Raw genomic sequence first — 16303 nt, forward strand, 5'->3', positions numbered from 1 at the left:
CGCACGCAAGCCCCGAGGGGAATTATTTCCCCTCGGGCAGCTTCAACGGCCCATGCGTCTTCATGCTGCGGATGGCGAAGTTCGAGCGGATGTCGCTGACATTCGGCAGGGTCAGCAGCGTTTCGGTCAGAAGCCGTTCGTAGGCGGCGAGATCCTCCACCACCACTTCGGCGAGGAAATCGGCCGTGCCCGAGATCAGGAAGCAGGAGACGATCTCGGGGATGGCGAGCAGCGCCTTCTGCTGCGCCTCGGAATTTTCGCGGCTGTGCTGGACGACCTTGAATTCGACGAAGACGGTGAGGCCGAGACCGACCTCCTTGCGGTCGATATCCGCCGTGTAGCCGCGGATGATACCGGAGCGTTCGAGATTGCGGATGCGGCGCAGGCAGGGCGACGGTGAAAGGTTCACCGTCTCGGCGATCTCGACATTGGTGGCCCGCGCATCCTCCTGCAGGCACTTCAGGATGGCGATATCGAATTTATCGAGATTTGGCATTTTCGCGATCCCCATTGGCCTCGATTGGCAGAAGATTGCGCATAGCATGATTTTAGAGCTAGAGATAGCAAGGACATGCCTTGGGCTCTGGCGCTAATCTTTTCTTCAACCGGACAGGCTCCGGATGAAGGAAAGGACTAAGACGATGACCACCATTGCATTTTCCAACGACAAGTCGCCGTCGCAGGTACTGGGTTATGCCGGCGGCACCATTACCGTGCTGATCTGGGCGACATGGTTTCTCGTCACCCGCCACAGCGCAGCAACACCGCTCGGCTCGATCGACATCGGGCTGATCCGCTTCGGAATTCCGGCTCTGGTGCTTTCGCCTGTCTGGCTGAAGACGGGGCTGCTGCCGAAGGGCCTGCCGCTTCACCTACTGGCGATCATGGTGTCCGGTTCCGGCGCCGTCTTCTTCCTGCTGACCACGCTGGCAATCCATTCGACGCCGGCCGCCTCCTCGGGGATTCTGCTCGGCGGCTCGATGCCGCTCGCCGCGGCGCTGATCGGAATCGCGCTGTTTCGCGAAAGACCCGACGGCACACGCATTGCTGGGCTCGTTGCGATCGTCGCCGGCGTGCTGATCCTCCTCACGCAGAGCCTTGCGGACGCCTCGCTGCCTTGGACGAGCTTCGTGCTGCTGCCGGCCGGCGCCATTCTCTGGGCGAGCTATACGCATGCCTTCCGCCGCTCCGGCCTGACCTCCGTGCAAGCGAGCGCCCTGATCGCCGTCTGGTCCTTTCTGATTATGGGCACGCTTGCCCTCAGCTTCGGCATCTCGCTGCCGCAGGCTCCGCTTCACGAGATCGGCCTGCAGGTGCTGAGCCAGGGCGTTCTTTCCGGTCTCGTCGCCATGGTCGCCTACGGCACCGCCGTCAGAACACTCGGCGGAACACAGGCTGCCGCCTTCACGGCGCTGACGCCCGTGCTTGCAACCCTCGGCGGCGGCTTGCTGCTTGGCGAAGCGATCGGCATGACGGAAATCAGCGCCGCCGTGATCACCGGCATCGGTGTGGCGCTTTCGACGGGTATCGCCGCACCGCGCCGCTGAAATCCAACACCAACAGCAGATGGAAAGCCGGCTGCAGCCATCGCTGCGGCGGCTTTTTCAATGGAGAGGGCGTCCTAGACACTTTTCCGTTTTTCTTCGAATCACGGAAATGCTCTATCTCTTTGTTTTCCCGCAATTCCGGACGGAAAACCGCTTCGCACTTTTCCTGGAATTCCTCTAACCGAGCTTGGAACGGACACGTCAGGCCTGGATGACGACGACCCTGGCGCCGACTTCGACGCGGCTATAGAGGTCGATCACGTCGTGGTTCATCATGCGGATACAGCCGCTCGACATGGCAAGACCGATCGATTGCGGCTGGTTGGTGCCATGAATGCGAAAATGCGTATCGTTGCCGCCGCGGTAGAGATATATCGCCCGCGCACCGAGCGGGCTGTTCGGGCCGCCCGGCATGCCGCCGGCAAGCTTGCGATAGCGCTCTTCGCGGCGCTGCATGTTTTCCGTCGGCGTCCAGCTCGGCCACTCGGCCTTGCGGCCGATATAGGCGTTACCGGCAAATGCCAGCCCCTCGCGGCCGACACCGACGCCATAACGCATCGCCCTGCCGTCGCCGAGGACGTAATAGGCGCGGCGCGCAGGCGTGTCGACGATCACGGTGCCGGCAGCATGCGTGGTTTCGTAGGCCACTTCCTGGCGGCGAAGTTCCGGCTTGATCTTGTCGATCGGCACCTGCCCCAAGGGGAATTTTTCATCCGGAAGTGCGGCGTAATTCGTCTGGCTGTTCAGGCCGGTCGAAGAACAGCCGGCCACGAAAAGCGGTAGAGCGATCAGGAAGCCCCGGCGCGAGATCGTCATGAATGTGTCCTTAGTGCGTCAACATGATGTCGCAAGCTAAGGAAATTATGGTTAACGAACGGCTAACAGCCTCCGGCAGGAGGCGATCACGAAGGCGTCAGCACGCAAGAATTGTCGACCGCGAGGACAATCCGCCTCACATATTCGGATAGACCGGCCCCTCGCCGCCCTGTGGCGGCACCCAGTTGATGTTCTGGTTGGGGTCCTTGATGTCGCAGGTCTTGCAGTGCACGCAGTTCTGGGCGTTGATGACGAAGACGTCTTTGCCGTCTTTCTCCACCCATTCATAGACGCCGGCCGGACAGTAACGCGTCGACGGGCCGGCATAGATGTCGTGTTCCGAACTCTTCTGCAGCGCCATGTCCTTGACCTGCAGATGAACCGGCTGGTCTTCCTCGTGATTGGTGTTCGACAGGAACACCGAGGACAGGCGATCGAAGGTCAAGACGCCATCGGGTTTCGGATAGGCGATCGGCTTGTGCTGCGAGGCGGGCTCAAGCGATTGGGCATCGGTCTTGCCGTGCTTCAGCGTGCCGAAGAAGGAGAAACCGAGGAGCTGGTTCGTCCACATGTCGAGCCCGCCGAGCGCTACGCCGAGTGCCGTGCCGAACTTCGACCACAGCGGCTTGACGTTGCGTACACGCTTCAAATCCTTGCCGATGTCGCCCTTGCGCCATTCATTCTCGATCTCGATCACGTCGTCATGGCTGCGGCCTGATACGATCGCCGCGGCGATCTTTTCGGCCGCCAGCATGCCCGACAGCACCGCATTGTGGCTGCCCTTGATGCGCGGCACGTTGACCAGACCGGCCGAACAGCCGATCAGCGCCCCGCCGGGGAAGGAGAGCTTCGGCACCGACTGGTAGCCGCCCTCGGTAATGGCGCGAGCGCCGTAGGACAGCCGCTTGCCGCCCTCGAAGGTGGTGCGGATCGCCGGATGCGTCTTGAAGCGCTGGAATTCCTCGAAGGGATTGAGATAGGGGTTCTTGTAATTGAGGTGGACGACGAAGCCGACGGCCACCAGATTGTCTTCCAGATGATAGAGGAAGGAGCCGCCGCCAGTCTTCATGCCGAGCGGCCAGCCGAAGGAGTGCTGCACCAGGCCCGGCCTGTGGTTTTCCGGCTTGACCTGCCAGAGCTCCTTGATGCCAATGCCGAATTTTTGCGGCTCACGGTCTTTCTGCAGATCGAACTTGGCGATCAACTGCTTTGCGAGCGAGCCGCGCACCCCCTCGCCGATCAGCACATATTTGCCGAGCAGTTCCATGCCGCGGGTATAGTTCGGGCCGGGCTCGCCGTTCTTCTCGATGCCCATATCACCGGTCGCAACACCGATGACGGCGCCCTCGTCGTTGTAGAGCACTTCGGTTGCAGCAAAGCCTGGATAGATCTCGACGCCGAGTTCTTCGGCCTTCACCGCCAGCCAGCGACAGACGAGCCCAAGCGAGACGATGTAGTTGCCGTGGTTGTTCATCAGCGGCGGCATCAGCACATTCGGCAGGCGAACAGAGCCGGCCGGGCCAAGCAGCAGGAAGTGATCGGCGCTGACCTCGGTCTTAAAGGGATGATCGGCCTCGTCGCGCCAGCCGGGCAGCAGCCGATCGATACCGATCGGATCGACGACGGCGCCAGACAGGATATGCGCGCCCACTTCCGCACCCTTCTCCAGCACGACGACGGAGAGCTCCGGATTGACCTGCTTCAACCGGATCGCCGCCGCAAGACCGGCAGGACCTGCGCCGACGATCACCACGTCGAATTCCATGCTCTCGCGTTCTGGCAGCTCAGTCGTCTCGGTCATTCACTCGTCTCCGCTTGGCGGCACGCGGCCGTCATCCCGTCATGGCACTTTCTTGTCAAAACGAGAAAGCATTGTCGAGCCGGGATACGACAGCCAATCTTCCAATTCGCACAATGATGACGCCTCGTGAGGCAGAATTGCATAACGCTTACGTCAACATCAATTATCAAACATCCCCAGTCCGGTCACATCCCCTTTCCTTTTCCGCCGCTTGCGCCTTATACATCGCTCGACACTATCGGAGGACAATCATGGATCTCGGCATCAAAGGCAAACGGGCACTCGTCCTCGCCTCTTCGCGCGGCCTCGGCCTCGGCATCGCCGTGGCGCTGGCGCGGGAGGGCGCAAACGTGCTGCTCTGCGGGCGCAGCGGCGAACAGCTGGAGGCCAATTGCAAGGCGATCAATGATGAAGGCAACGGCCGGGCCAACTGGATCTGGGCCGATCTCGGGGACGAACGCTTCGTCGAGATGACGACGACGGCGGTGAAGGAGAAGTTGGGCGGGCTCGATATCCTCGTCAACAATACCGGCGGGCCGACGCCCGGCACCACGGAGGAGATGACGGGCGAAAAGCTCGAAAGCTATTTCCTCTCCATGGTCGTGCGGGTGATCACGCTCACCAATGCGCTGCTGCCCGGCATGAAGGCGCAGGGCTGGGGCCGCATCCTGACGGTTGCCTCATCCGGCGTGATCGAACCGATCGCCAACCTGGCGCTGTCGAATACGCTGCGCCCGGCCCTTGCCGGCTGGAGCAAGACGCTTGCCTCCGAAGTGGCGGGCTTCGGCGTCACCACCAACCTGCTCTTGCCCGGCAGCATCCTGACGGCGCGGCTCGACGATCTCGACGGAGCGGCGGCAAAGCGGACCGGCAAGAGCCTCGACGAGATCCGTACCGACAAGGAGGCGCGTATTCCGGTCGGCCGCTACGGCAAGGTCGAGGAATTCGCCGCAACGGCTGCCTTCCTGTGCAGCCAACCGGCAAGCTACATCACCGGCTCGCTCATCCGCTGCGACGGCGGCGCGGCACGATCCGTCTGACCATTCCCTCTCAGCCGACGCGGACCGCCGTCGCCCATGTCGCCACACTTCGGATCATCTGTTCGACGTTCGCCGGATCGTCCGCAAGTTCGGCGAGCTCGGACAGACGATGGAAGCCGGTCAGGATCGCAATGCGCCGCCGGTCGAGCCTGCGTCCGGTCAGCATTTCATAGGCCGATATGATGCGCGCGGTCAGATCGGGCGAGATGAAGTTCGAGTAAATGAATTCCTGGTGCAGCGGGCCAAAGCCGGAATCGGCGAAATCGTAAATGCCGTTCAGCCTCCTTTGCGCATGATCGAAGGCCATGTTCCAGCCGTGACCGTCGAAGAAGCCGTAGATGTTGCCGTAGGGATCGGGAGGCAAGGCTTCGAAATCCGAAATAATGGCCTGCGCAAAACTCCTGATGTCAGGCGGCAGCAACGGCAAAGCCTTTATTCGCACCGTCTCGGGCAATTGCCATGGCTGGATTGCCCCGGCACCCGCCGAGCGTATGCGATCGGCATCGAGCACATGCAGCTCGGCGTAAAAACGCGCGAGATCTTCCGCGAGGCGCTGACGATCGCTTGCGCCAAGCGCATCGTAATCTTCGGCAATGAGATGTTCGCCCTCGATCTTGGTATGGCTGGAGAAGATCGGCGGCCCGTCGTGAATGCGCATGTCGGGAACCGCCATCGACAGCGACGGTCGAACAATGTCGAGCAAGGCGGCTTCTTTCACAAGCGCTCTTTCCGCGCCGAGATTGCGGGGAAATTTGAAGATCAGCGTGTCATCGACGTCGACGGCAAGCGAATCCCAGCCCCTGGCCGCCAGCTTAAAGACGGAGGCCGTCAGTTCAGGAAACACGCTTATTATGAGAGAGCGAAATTCGCTGGTGTCCAACTCGGTCATGACGACCTGCCTTCTTGGTTTTTCCCATGTTCTTCCCGTGCGCTGAACGGCAGGCGGATCGACATCGCCTTCTGCCGAACCGCTTGCGTCGCTTCCGCCAAACGGCATTGGGTAACACTGAGGCTATATTAGTACAGTTTGAATATTACGGAATATTCATTACAAAAATTTAAGCCGTTATAACCACTTAGTGATCACACCCCGGGAATTATGTCTTTTTTGAGCCGCAATATAAGTGGCTTAATCGGGGTATAATATTCGCAACCTTGCTCCCCGCAACCTTGCCCAAACACCGGTCTCGCCCATGAAGAAATTTTGGATCACCGTCAGCGTTATCGCAGTTGCCGCCGTCGGCGTCTGGCAATTCGGGAATCTGGTCCCTTATGCCTCCCGCATTCCCTACCTCTCGCAGTTCATCAAGCAGCCGGAAGCCGGCAATGTCGGCGGGCAGCAGGCGCAGGCCGATCAGGGGCAGGCCAATCAGGCGCAGGACGGTGGGCAACATCAGGGCGGCGGGCGCAGACGCGGCGGCGGGGGCCCGACCGTCGTCAAGACGGTTGCGGCCGTGAAAACGACGCTGCCGATGGATGTGACGGCGACCGGCTGGGCCGATGCCGATGACAACACGACCATCGCCGCGCAGGAGCAGGGTCTGGTCGTCAGCATCGATGCGCCGGATGGGGCGACCGTGAAAGCCGGCGACCTGATCGCCAAGCTCGACGACCGGACGGCCAAGGCGACCGTCGACAAGGACAATGCGATGATCGTGCGCGACGCGGCAACGCTTTCGGAAGCCGAAACCGCATTGACGCGCGCGCAGGATCTCTTCAATCAAAAGGCCGGCACCCAGCAGAGCCTCGACCAGGCGGTTGCCGCCCGCGACACCGCTGCAGCCACTGTTGACGCCGACAAGGCGTCGCTTGCCTCCGATCAGATCTTACTCGAGCACACCGATATCCGCGCGCCCTTCGACGGCCGGCTCGGCGATATCGCTGTCAGCAAGGGTGCATTCCTCAGTGCCGGTGCGGCAATCGTCACCATTGCCAAATACGATCCGATCTATGTGAAATTCCACCTGCAGGAGCGCTATCTGCGGGAGCTGAAGAGTGCTTTGGCAAGCGGTCCGGTCAAGGTCAGCACGGCTCCCAATTCCACCAAGGGCAAAATCCGAAAGGGCGAGATCAGCTTCTACGACAATACGGTCGATACGGCCTCGGGCACGATCCTCGCCAAGGCGAAATTCGAAAATGCCTCCGGCGCGCTCTGGCCCGGCCAGTCGGTCAACATCGTCGTGCATTTCAACAATGACGAACAGCAGGTGGTGGTGCCGACGGTTGCCGTCAGCCCCGGCCCGGAGGGTTTCTTCGCCTTCGTCGCCAAAGACGGCAAATCGCATCTGACGCCCGTCACCATTGCCCGCGCAAATGGCGGCTTCACCGCCATAGAATCAGGTCTTCAGGCAGGCGATCATGTCGTCGTCGAGGGCCAGGGCCAGCTCAGCGACCAGCAGGCGATCAACGAGCAGTTCGACGAAAAGGCGCTGGATGTCGCCTCCGCCGAAGCGCCTCGGCAACAGCAGCCCTCCGAGACGATCGCGGTGGGAGCTCAGCAATGATCCCGAATTTCTGTATCCAGCGCCCCGTCGCAACGACGCTGCTTGCCATCGGCGTCATTCTGGCCGGTCTTGCCGGTTATCAGCTCGTACCTGTCGCGGCGCTGCCGCAGGTCGATTTTCCCACCATCAACGTTTCGGCGCAGTTGAGCGGCGCCTCGCCGCAGACGATGGCGACCTCGGTTTCGACACCGCTGATCAAGCAGTTCGAGACCATTCCCGGGATCACTGAAATCAGCGCCTCCAGTTCGCTCGGCAGCACCAGCATCGTGCTTCAGTTCGACCTCAGTCGTAATATCGATGCGGCCGCAGCCGACGTGCAGGCCGCGATTTCGCATGCCACCCGGCAACTGCCCGACAATCTGACGACGCCGCCGAGCTATCGCAAGACCAACCCCGCCGATGCGCCTGTCATGCTGCTCTCCGTACAGAGCAACACTATGCCGCGCAGCAAGCTTGACGAGATCGCCGAGAACATCATCTCGCCGTCGCTATCGACACTTCCCGGCGTTGCCCAGGTCAGCGTCTACGGTGCGCAGACCTATGCCGTGCGCGTCGAGGTCGATCCCAACAAGCTTTTAACCCGCGGCATCGGCATCGATACCGTCAACAAGGCGCTCGCTGCCGCCAACAGCCAGCAGCCTGTGGGAACGCTGCAGAATAATTCACAGAGCATGACGATCACGGCGAATACCCAGCGCACCAATGCCGAACAATTCCGCTCGCTCGTCATTGCCAATCCGAACGGTGCACCCGTCCACCTTGGCGATATCGCCGATGTGCAGGACAGCGTTCAGAACCAGTATACGGGCAGCTGGTATGACGGCCAACGCGGCATCATCCTCGCCATCCAGCGTCAGCCAGATGCCAACACGGTCGATGTCGTCGATGCGATCAACGCCAAGCTGCCGCAGCTTCACGCCGAAATTCCGCCTTCGGTCAACACCGTCGTCATGAACGATGCCGCAAAACCGATTCGCGATGCCATCTCCGACGTGAAGTTCACGCTGCTGCTGACGATCGGCCTCGTCGTTCTCGTCATCTACCTCTTCACCGGCCATGCCACAGCAACCATCATCCCGGGGCTCGCCGTTCCGCTGTCGCTGATCTCGACCTTCGGCATGATGTATGTGCTGGGCTACAGCATCGACAACATCTCGCTGCTCGGGCTGACGCTCGCGGTGGGGCTCGTGGTGGACGACGCGATCGTCATGCTCGAAAACATCCTGCGCCATGTCGAAGAAGGCATGCCGGTGCGGGAAGCGGCGATCAAGGGTGCGGGCGAAGTCAGCTACACCATCATTTCCATGTCGGTGTCGCTGATTGCGGTGTTCATCCCGATCCTGCTGATGGGCGGCGTCGTCGGCCGCGTGTTCAACGAATTCGGCATGGTGGTTGCCATCGCCATCATCTCCTCGGCCATCGTCTCGCTAACCGTGACGCCGATGCTCGCCTCACGTCTGTCCAACCACCAGAGCCGCCCGCCGCTCCTCATCCGCATCTTCGATGCCGGCTTTGAACGGACGCTGCGCGGCTATGACAGGGCTGTCGGCTGGTGCCTTCAGCATCGCCTGACGATCCTCGGGGTTTTCCTCGGCTCGGTGGCGCTAACGATCTATTTCTTCATGGCGCTGCCGACGAGCTTCTTCCCGCAGGAAGATATCGGCCGCCTGACGATCAGCACACAGGCCCGGCAGGACATTTCCTATTCCGCCATGGAGGCGCTGCAGCAGCAGGCGGCAGCCGCCGTCAAGGCGAACCCGGCGGTCAACCACGTGATGTCGACGATCGGCGGCAATCCCAACAAACCACAGAACAACGGCTCGATGTTCGTCGAACTCAAGGACAAGAAAGAGCGTCCGCCGCTAGATCAGACACTGCGCGAGCTGCGCACGGCGATCAACAAGATCCCAGGCGTCCAGGCCTTCGTGACGCCGAACCAGAGCTTGCGCTTCGGCGGCCGCCAGACCGCGAGCCAGTATCAGCTGGTGGTGCAGGCGCTGAGTGCGGATCAGACCAACCTCTGGGCCGGCAAGATTCAGGCGGCGATGCGCAAGGAGCGGCTGTTCACCGACGTGACATCGGATGCCCAAAACAACGCCCTGCAGGCCAATATCGTCATCGATACCGAGCGGGCAGCCGCCTACGGGATCGACAACGACACGCTACGCACGACGCTGCAGGAATCCTTCAGCGGATATCCTGCCGCGGAAATCCAGTCGACCGGCGACAGCTACGACGTCATCGTCGAATACGATACCAGCAAACCCTGGGACGATCAGAAGCTCTCGGAGATCCGTGTCGCCTCTGCCAATGGCAGCCTGGTGCCGCTTTCGAACTTCGCGCATGTCCAACGCACCACCGGGCCAGTCACCATCAACCAGACGGGCCAGCTGGTTTCGACCACCGTTTCCTTCAACCTGCCGGAAGGCGTCTCGCTCAGCGATGCGACGGCGGCAATCGACCAGATCAAGAAGGACATCAGCGTGCCGGCAGACGTCTTCACGTCCTATGGCGGTACGGCCGAGATCTTCCAGCAGTCGCAGGGCAATACGCCCTATCTGATCCTGGCGGCGGTGCTGACTATCTATGTCGTGCTCGGCGTGCTCTATGAAAGCTTCATCCATCCGCTCACCATCCTTTCCGGCCTGCCGGCCGCAGCATTCGGCGCACTGCTGGCCCTTAAGATCGTGGGCTTCGACCTGTCGATCATCGCCCTCATCGGCCTGCTGATGCTGATCGGCATCGTCAAGAAGAACGCGATCATGATGATCGACGTGGCGGTGGAGACCATGCGCACGAGGGGCGAAAAGGCGACGCCTGCGATCCACGAAGCCTGCGTGCGACGCTTCCGGCCGATCATGATGACGACCTTCTGCGCCCTGCTCGGCGCCCTGCCGATCGCGCTCGGCACCGGCGCAAGCTCGGAACTGCGCCAGCCGCTCGGCATCGCCGTCGTCGGCGGCCTGATCGTCTCGCAGATGCTGACGCTCTTCATCACCCCCGTCATCTTCGTCGAGATGGACCGCTTCGGAAACTTCCTCGGCCGGCTGACTGGCCAGAAGAAGGTCGAGGAGCCGGAGTTGCAAGAGGCAAGGGCGATGGCCGCCGAGTAACGGCGGTCTGCAAGCCTCGGCAGTGCTGACTTGCCTTGCGACGACCCTCTTCGCCCGCCAGGGAGAAGAAAGGAAGGCAGCGTAGCTACGAAACATATAGGCTCTTAAATCCCCTTGAATGTGTCACGCCCCTGTGGCATCACCCGCCCTCCTGAATCCGGGCGTCTCACGCCCTTTCGCGGAGCGATGCTCCGTCTCCAATAACAATCGGCATGAAGAGGTGCGAGCATGGCTCAGGCGCTGGGTTTCGACTTCGGCACGACGAATACGGTTCTCGCCATGGCGGACGGCGGGACGACGCGCTCGATGGCGTTCACGAGCACGGAGGGTACGGCAGACAGCATGCGCACGGCGCTTTCCTTCATGAAGGATGCCCAGCTCGGCGCTTCCGCATTGAAGGTGGAGGCCGGCCATGCGGCGATCCGCCAATTCATCGACAATCCCGGCGAGTGTCGCTTTCTGCAGTCGATCAAGACCTTTGCGGCGAGCGCGCTGTTCCAGGGCACGCTGATCTTTGCCAAGCGGCATAATTTCGAGGATCTGATGGAGGTCTTCGTGCGGCGCCTGCGCAACTATGCCGGCGACAACTGGCCTTCAGACGTCAGCCGCATCGTCACCGGCCGACCGGTGCATTTTGCCGGCGCCAGCCCCGATCCGGCGCTGGCGACCGAACGCTACACTGAGGCGTTGTCGCGCTTCGGTTTTCCCGAGATCCACTATGTCTATGAGCCGGTCGCCGCCGCCTTCTACTTCGCGCAGAACCTAAAGCGGGATGCCACCGTGCTGGTCGCCGATTTCGGCGGCGGCACGACCGACTATTCGCTGATCCGCTTCGAAACCGTCGCCGGCAAGCTGACGGCAACGCCGATCGGCCATTCCGGCGTCGGCGTCGCCGGCGACCATTTCGACTACAGGATGATCGACAACATCGTCGCGCCGATGATCGGCAAGGGCAGCCATTTCAAAAGCTTCGACAAGATCCTCGAAGTGCCGTCCAACTACTATTCCAGCTTCGGCCGCTGGAACCAGCTGTCGATCTTCAAGACGACGCGCGAATTCGAGGATCTGAAGAAGCTGGTGCGCACCAGCCTGGAGCCGGAAAAGCTCGAAATCTTCATCGACCTCATCGACCATGACGAGGGCTACCCGCTTTATCAGGCTGTGTCGGCGACGAAGATGGCGCTGTCGGCCTCGGAGGAAGCGCCTTTCGATTTCGCGCCACTCGGTCGCGGTGGACATCGCAGCATCAAGAGGAGCGATTTCGAAGGCTGGATCGCCGACGATCTCGCCCGCATCGAAGGCGCGCTCGACGACGTGCTCGACAAGACCGAAACGAAGCCTGCGGAGATCGACAAGGTGTTCTTGACCGGCGGCACTTCCTTCGTGCCGGCGGTGCGCCGCATCTTCACCGAACGCTTCGAGCGCGACCGGATCGAAAGCGGCGGCGAACTGTTGTCGATCGCCCATGGTCTGGCGCTGATCGGCGAACGCGACGACATCGCGCAATGGACTGTGCAATAGCGAAGACAAGGGCGGGCAATCTGCCACCCGCCCTTTCAATGCCCCTGTCACTCCGCTAGACTTGCCGCATGATCTCCGCCAACGACCTTTCCCCCGCCGAGCTTGCAGCGCTTCTGCATTTCCATGCGGATGCCGGCGTGGAATGGCTGCTGGAGGAAGAGGCGATCGACCGCTTCGCCGAGTTCGAGGCGATGAAGGCCGCCCGCCGCCCGGCGGCGGCGGGCGCAGCAGCAACATCCTGCCGCTGGGGAACGCCCTGCCCCGGGTCAGGCACCGCCGCGTCCGAATGCAGCGGCCCGCCCAGCGCCTGCCGAACGCGCAGCGCCCGGCCCACAACCTGCGATCCCTGACGGCGAGGCGGTGCAGCAGGCGCGGTTCGTCGCCGAAACCGCGCGATCGCTTGTCGAACTCAAGACCGCGATCGAAGCCTTCAACAGCTGCAACCTCAAGCACAGCGCCCGCTCGACGATCTTTGCCAGCGGCGATGCCGAAAGTGGGATCATGGTGATCGGCTCGGCGCCGAGCGCCGAAGACGATCGCGAGGGCATGCCCTTCTCGGGGAAATCCGGCCAGCTGTTCGACAAGATGCTGGCGGCGATCGGGCTGAAGCGCTCAGCCATATTGCTGACGCAGGTCATCCCCTGGCGCCCGCCTGGCAATCGTGCGCCCTCGGCGGCGGAAATGGACATCTGCCGACCCTTCATCGAGCGGCAGATCGCACTTGCCGAACCGAAGGCGATCCTGCTTCTCGGCAATTTTTCGGCGCGTTTCTTCTTCGGCGAAAACGATACGATTCACGGCCTGCGCGGCCGCTGGAAGGAGATTGCCGTTGCGGACTGTGTCATTCCTGCCATAGCCAGCCTGCATCCGCAGGATCTGTTAACCGCACCTGTAAACAAGCGGCTGGCCTGGAACGACCTGCTGGCCTTTCAGGCGAAGCTTAAGTCCCTCTCTTTGCTTAGAAATTAGCCAAAGTTGAATAATTTATGAATCAATCTATGCATTGCTCGCATGGCTGCATCCCGTCATGACGCATTGCGGAATTAATGCTGCATTGCAATATGAGCTGTGTCTTGGGAGGAATCACAGGAACCAAGGCCATGAGCAAACGTTTTCGTCCTATCCATAGCGGGTTTGAAACCCTTCGCCTCGCCGGCGACCAGGTTCGTTCCACTCAAGGCTACAGCCGTTTCGGCTTTGCCACGAACGAACAGATGATTGCCCGCGGCACCGGCATCAACAGCCGCACGGCGCGTCCGAACGCCATTTTTTCGGACTTCCAGCAGTATTGAGCAGAGACTCAAAGTGTTGCAGCGTCCTTTGCGCCTCTTAAAAAGACGCGCAGCGCTGTAGGCGCATCGCCTGCCCTTTCGTGTCAAGAGTACCCCGACATGTCGACGATCCTGATATCGCTTCTGCGCAACATCGAAACATTCGAGCATATCCGCGTTGCCGTCTGCGCCGCGCGGGAATATGAGCGCGAACTCTCGGTCAAGCCGGCCGATGCCGGATCCCGCATTGGCGCAGGTACAGCGGCGATCGTTCTCTAGAACATTTCCGAGTCATGGAAATGCTCTATCTCTTTGTTTTCACGCATTCCGGACGTAAAACCGCTGCGCACTTTTGCTGGAAGTGCTCTGGTCAGATCGCCATTTCCTCGATCTGGGCCTTCGCCCATTCGAAGGCTTCGTCGACATAGGCGAACTTGACCGCCTGCCAGGCGCAATATTCCTCGACAAATTCCCGCGATATCCAAAGATGCGTCTTGCGCGGTTCGTCATACCAGCCGACGCAGCCGCGTTGCGCCGCCTTTGCCAATAGCCGTTGCAGATGGGTGCGCGACATCATGAAATCGGCGGCGAGCGCACGGGTTTCGACGCGGCCGACCGACAATCTCCTCGGCTCGCTGCCTTCCATATCCATCCGGGCGATGAAATTATCGACGACGAGGCCGCCGGCTTCCGTCCAGAGGAACAGCGCCACCTGTTCCGGCGGTTCGCGCCAGGCGGCATCTTCGAGGCAATGGCGGGCAATGCGCGGCTGAATGAGCCGCATCACTGATGGATTTGCCTGGAAAAAGGCTGCCCTTTGACCGCCGTCGAGCAGGTCGAGCGCACCGAGATTGGAGAAAAGCCAGGCAAACATCCCCTGATGGCTGACATCGGCCGGTTCGAAATGACGTGGCCGCCGCCGCTCGTCGCCGGGCGTGTGGGTTATGAAGCGGTAGGTATAGAGTTCTTCGATGAAGGCGAGCACCGTGTTGCGGCTCGCGACCTTGTGTGCGGTGATGCGCCCGGTCAGCCGCACGGCGGTGAAACCCGACGTCGGGTCGCGCGGATCATATTCCAGGTGGAGGGCATAGGCAGTCTGGGTCAGAACCCAGCGTTGATGAGAAGCGAGCAATCGCGCCAGCCGCGGACCGGCATCGAACATGCCGCGCATCTGCCCAGCCAAAAAGCGAATGCTCATCAGAAAGGAAGAGTTCCCCACCAATTGCTCCGCTGTGAATGCCATTCTGCTTTTCTCCACCTCCGCTCGCTGGCCAGCGTTCGGAGCAACGATACCGAGAGCTCATCCGGCATCAGCGGCCATTCAGACATGCACAGCTTGGAATAAATGATACTCTCTCATCTTCAACAATCATATTCCACAGGCCGACGGTATCCCAAGAATTCACCACTCTTTTCAGTCGTTGAGAGCAAGTTTCAAGCCACCGCAATCCCCGCGTTAAAACCTTGATAAACATGCGCCTGTCGCTCTCAGGCTTGCGGCGTCGTGGCCTTGCGCGCCTCTCTCTGCTCGATGCCCAGCTGATGCTCGCGATAGATGATGAAGATGCCGGCGGCGATAACGATGACGGTGCCGATCAGCATGGTCACGCTCGGCACGTCGCCGAAGACGAAATAGGCGACGATGCCGCCGAGCAGGATCGACGTATATTCGAACGGTGCGATGGTGGAGACATCGGCATGGCGATAACTTTCCGTCAACAGGATCTGCGCGACGCCGCCGCAAAAACCGGCGGCGATCAGATAGAGCGCTGTCGGCCATGGCAGGATGAGCCAGCCGAAGGGAAGAGAAGCCAGCGAGAAGACCGAGGCGGTGATCGAGAAATACAGCACGATCGTCGCCGTTTTCTCCTCTTCGACGAGGCGGCGCACCTGGATCATCGCCATGCCGCCAAGAACGGCCGAGAACAGCACGCAGAGCGCGCCGACGGCCTGTTCGGCTTCCATGCCGCCGTCGCGAAACAGCGTGAGTTTCGGCCAGGAAACGATGGCGACGCCGACGATGCCGACCAAGACGGCGCTCCAGCGATAGATGCGCACGGTCTCGCCGAGGAAAACGGCGGCGAAGATGACGGCGACGAGCGGCAACGCGTAGCCAAGCGCGATCGCCTCCGGCAGCGGCAGATGCAGGAGGCCGTAGAAACCGAAAGCCATCGACAAGATGCCGATCGTGCCGCGCTTGAGGTGACCGATTGGATTGGCCGTGTAGAAGGCGGCGCGCAACTGCCTGTTATAGGCCAGATAGGCCATGATCGGGAAGAGCGCGAAGAAGGACCTGCAGAAGGTGACCTGACCCGGCGGAATGTCCGAGCCCGCCAGCTTGATGAAGGTCTGCATGGCCAGGAAGACCACGACCGACGAGACTTTCAGCGCAATGCCTCTCATCGGGTTTCTGAGAACCGAGTGCATGATCCTGGCTCTTGATACTGACTTAACCGGAACGGGGGACGCGTTCGACTCGGGAACGCAACGGGTGACGGCTTCCATCGTAGCGAAAGAAAAACCCGATTGGCGAAAAAATCGCGAGCAAGGCGGGAGAATCGCAAATCGCCTTTCAGCCTCGGGCTCAATCGTGCCGTATCTGCGCCATAGCTCCGAAATCACCCTCTTTTTAGCCATTCCCCCTAAAATGTTCGCCTCTGACTGCTCAGCGTTAACCAATTGAAAACCAT

At 61.0% G+C, this 16303-nt stretch carries 14 protein-coding genes and 1 pseudogene; 9 read left to right on the top strand and 6 right to left on the bottom strand.

Annotated elements, in window-relative coordinates; genetic code table 11:
- Positions 1 to 22: 22 nt before the first annotated feature.
- On the bottom strand, positions 23 to 544 hold the full coding sequence (locus ACS4RR_RS18565) for an Lrp/AsnC family transcriptional regulator (RefSeq protein WP_222293140.1): 522 nt from the start codon (positions 542 to 544) through the stop codon (positions 23 to 25).
- 97 nt (positions 545 to 641) lie between these two features.
- On the opposite strand from ACS4RR_RS18565, the gene ACS4RR_RS18570 reads away from it, so the two are divergent.
- A complete protein-coding gene (locus ACS4RR_RS18570; protein WP_222293137.1) occupies positions 642 to 1547 on the top strand; it encodes a DMT family transporter in 906 nt (301 codons plus the stop codon).
- A gap of 201 nt (positions 1548 to 1748) precedes the next feature.
- On the opposite strand, the gene ACS4RR_RS18575 is transcribed toward ACS4RR_RS18570, so the two are convergent.
- Together ACS4RR_RS18575 and ACS4RR_RS18580 are read right to left on the bottom strand one after the other, a co-directional pair.
- Positions 1749 to 2363 (bottom strand): L,D-transpeptidase, encoded by a 615-nt coding sequence (locus ACS4RR_RS18575; RefSeq protein ID WP_260110512.1) that lies wholly within the window; start codon positions 2361 to 2363, stop codon positions 1749 to 1751.
- A 136-nt stretch (positions 2364 to 2499) separates the two neighbouring features.
- The gene (locus ACS4RR_RS18580) at positions 2500 to 4164 is read right to left on the bottom strand and encodes an electron transfer flavoprotein-ubiquinone oxidoreductase (RefSeq protein WP_222293135.1); all 1665 of its coding nucleotides are present in this window, start codon (positions 4162 to 4164) and stop codon (positions 2500 to 2502) included.
- Positions 4165 to 4415: 251 nt separating this feature from the next.
- On the opposite strand from ACS4RR_RS18580, the gene ACS4RR_RS18585 reads away from it, so the two are divergent.
- Positions 4416 to 5204: an SDR family oxidoreductase gene (locus tag ACS4RR_RS18585; protein ID WP_017963613.1), complete on the top strand. Its 789-nt coding sequence runs from the start codon at positions 4416 to 4418 to the stop codon at positions 5202 to 5204.
- A 10-nt stretch (positions 5205 to 5214) separates the two neighbouring features.
- Here ACS4RR_RS18585 and ACS4RR_RS18590 read toward each other — a convergent pair whose 3' ends face one another.
- Positions 5215 to 6093, bottom strand: a complete 879-nt coding sequence (locus ACS4RR_RS18590; RefSeq protein WP_222293132.1) for a phosphotransferase family protein — start codon at positions 6091 to 6093, stop codon at positions 5215 to 5217.
- A 304-nt stretch (positions 6094 to 6397) separates the two neighbouring features.
- Between ACS4RR_RS18590 and ACS4RR_RS18595 the strand changes: the two genes are divergently transcribed.
- From ACS4RR_RS18595 to ACS4RR_RS18620, 6 genes and pseudogenes are all read left to right on the top strand, one after another.
- A complete protein-coding gene (locus ACS4RR_RS18595) occupies positions 6398 to 7708 on the top strand; it encodes an efflux RND transporter periplasmic adaptor subunit (protein ID WP_222293129.1) in 1311 nt (436 codons plus the stop codon).
- Entirely contained in the window at positions 7705 to 10821 is a 3117-nt protein-coding gene (locus ACS4RR_RS18600; protein ID WP_170261273.1) for an efflux RND transporter permease subunit, read from the top strand. The genes ACS4RR_RS18595 and ACS4RR_RS18600 overlap by 4 nt, the downstream gene beginning before the upstream one ends.
- A 228-nt stretch (positions 10822 to 11049) precedes the next feature.
- Positions 11050 to 12342 carry an Hsp70 family protein gene (locus ACS4RR_RS18605; protein ID WP_170261272.1) on the top strand — a complete coding sequence of 431 codons (1293 nt, stop codon included), beginning with the start codon at positions 11050 to 11052 and terminating at the stop codon, positions 12340 to 12342.
- A gap of 68 nt (positions 12343 to 12410) precedes the next feature.
- Positions 12411 to 13311, top strand: a pseudogene (locus ACS4RR_RS18610) (uracil-DNA glycosylase).
- A gap of 131 nt (positions 13312 to 13442) precedes the next feature.
- Positions 13443 to 13634 carry a hypothetical protein gene (locus tag ACS4RR_RS18615; protein WP_017963605.1) on the top strand — a complete coding sequence of 64 codons (192 nt, stop codon included), beginning with the start codon at positions 13443 to 13445 and terminating at the stop codon, positions 13632 to 13634.
- Between the two features lie 99 nt (positions 13635 to 13733).
- On the top strand, positions 13734 to 13892 hold the full coding sequence (locus ACS4RR_RS18620; RefSeq protein ID WP_164902133.1) for a hypothetical protein: 159 nt from the start codon (positions 13734 to 13736) through the stop codon (positions 13890 to 13892).
- A 91-nt stretch (positions 13893 to 13983) separates the two neighbouring features.
- Here the strand turns inward: ACS4RR_RS18620 and ACS4RR_RS18625 are convergent, their stop codons facing one another.
- Both ACS4RR_RS18625 and ACS4RR_RS18630 read right to left on the bottom strand, forming a co-directional pair.
- A complete protein-coding gene (locus ACS4RR_RS18625) occupies positions 13984 to 14856 on the bottom strand; it encodes a hypothetical protein (RefSeq protein WP_456189114.1) in 873 nt (290 codons plus the stop codon).
- A 245-nt stretch (positions 14857 to 15101) separates the two neighbouring features.
- Positions 15102 to 16040: a DMT family transporter gene (locus ACS4RR_RS18630; protein ID WP_162118969.1), complete on the bottom strand. Its 939-nt coding sequence runs from the start codon at positions 16038 to 16040 to the stop codon at positions 15102 to 15104.
- Between ACS4RR_RS18630 and ACS4RR_RS18635 the strand changes: the two genes are divergently transcribed.
- Positions 16039 to 16296 (top strand): hypothetical protein, encoded by a 258-nt coding sequence (locus tag ACS4RR_RS18635; protein WP_222293116.1) that lies wholly within the window; start codon positions 16039 to 16041, stop codon positions 16294 to 16296. The two genes, ACS4RR_RS18630 and ACS4RR_RS18635, sit on opposite strands and share 2 nt — an antisense overlap.
- The last annotated feature ends 7 nt before the right edge of the window (positions 16297 to 16303 follow it).

Source organism: Rhizobium zaerense, from assembly GCF_051810725.1.
Classification (GTDB): domain Bacteria; phylum Pseudomonadota; class Alphaproteobacteria; order Rhizobiales; family Rhizobiaceae; genus Rhizobium; species Rhizobium leguminosarum_I.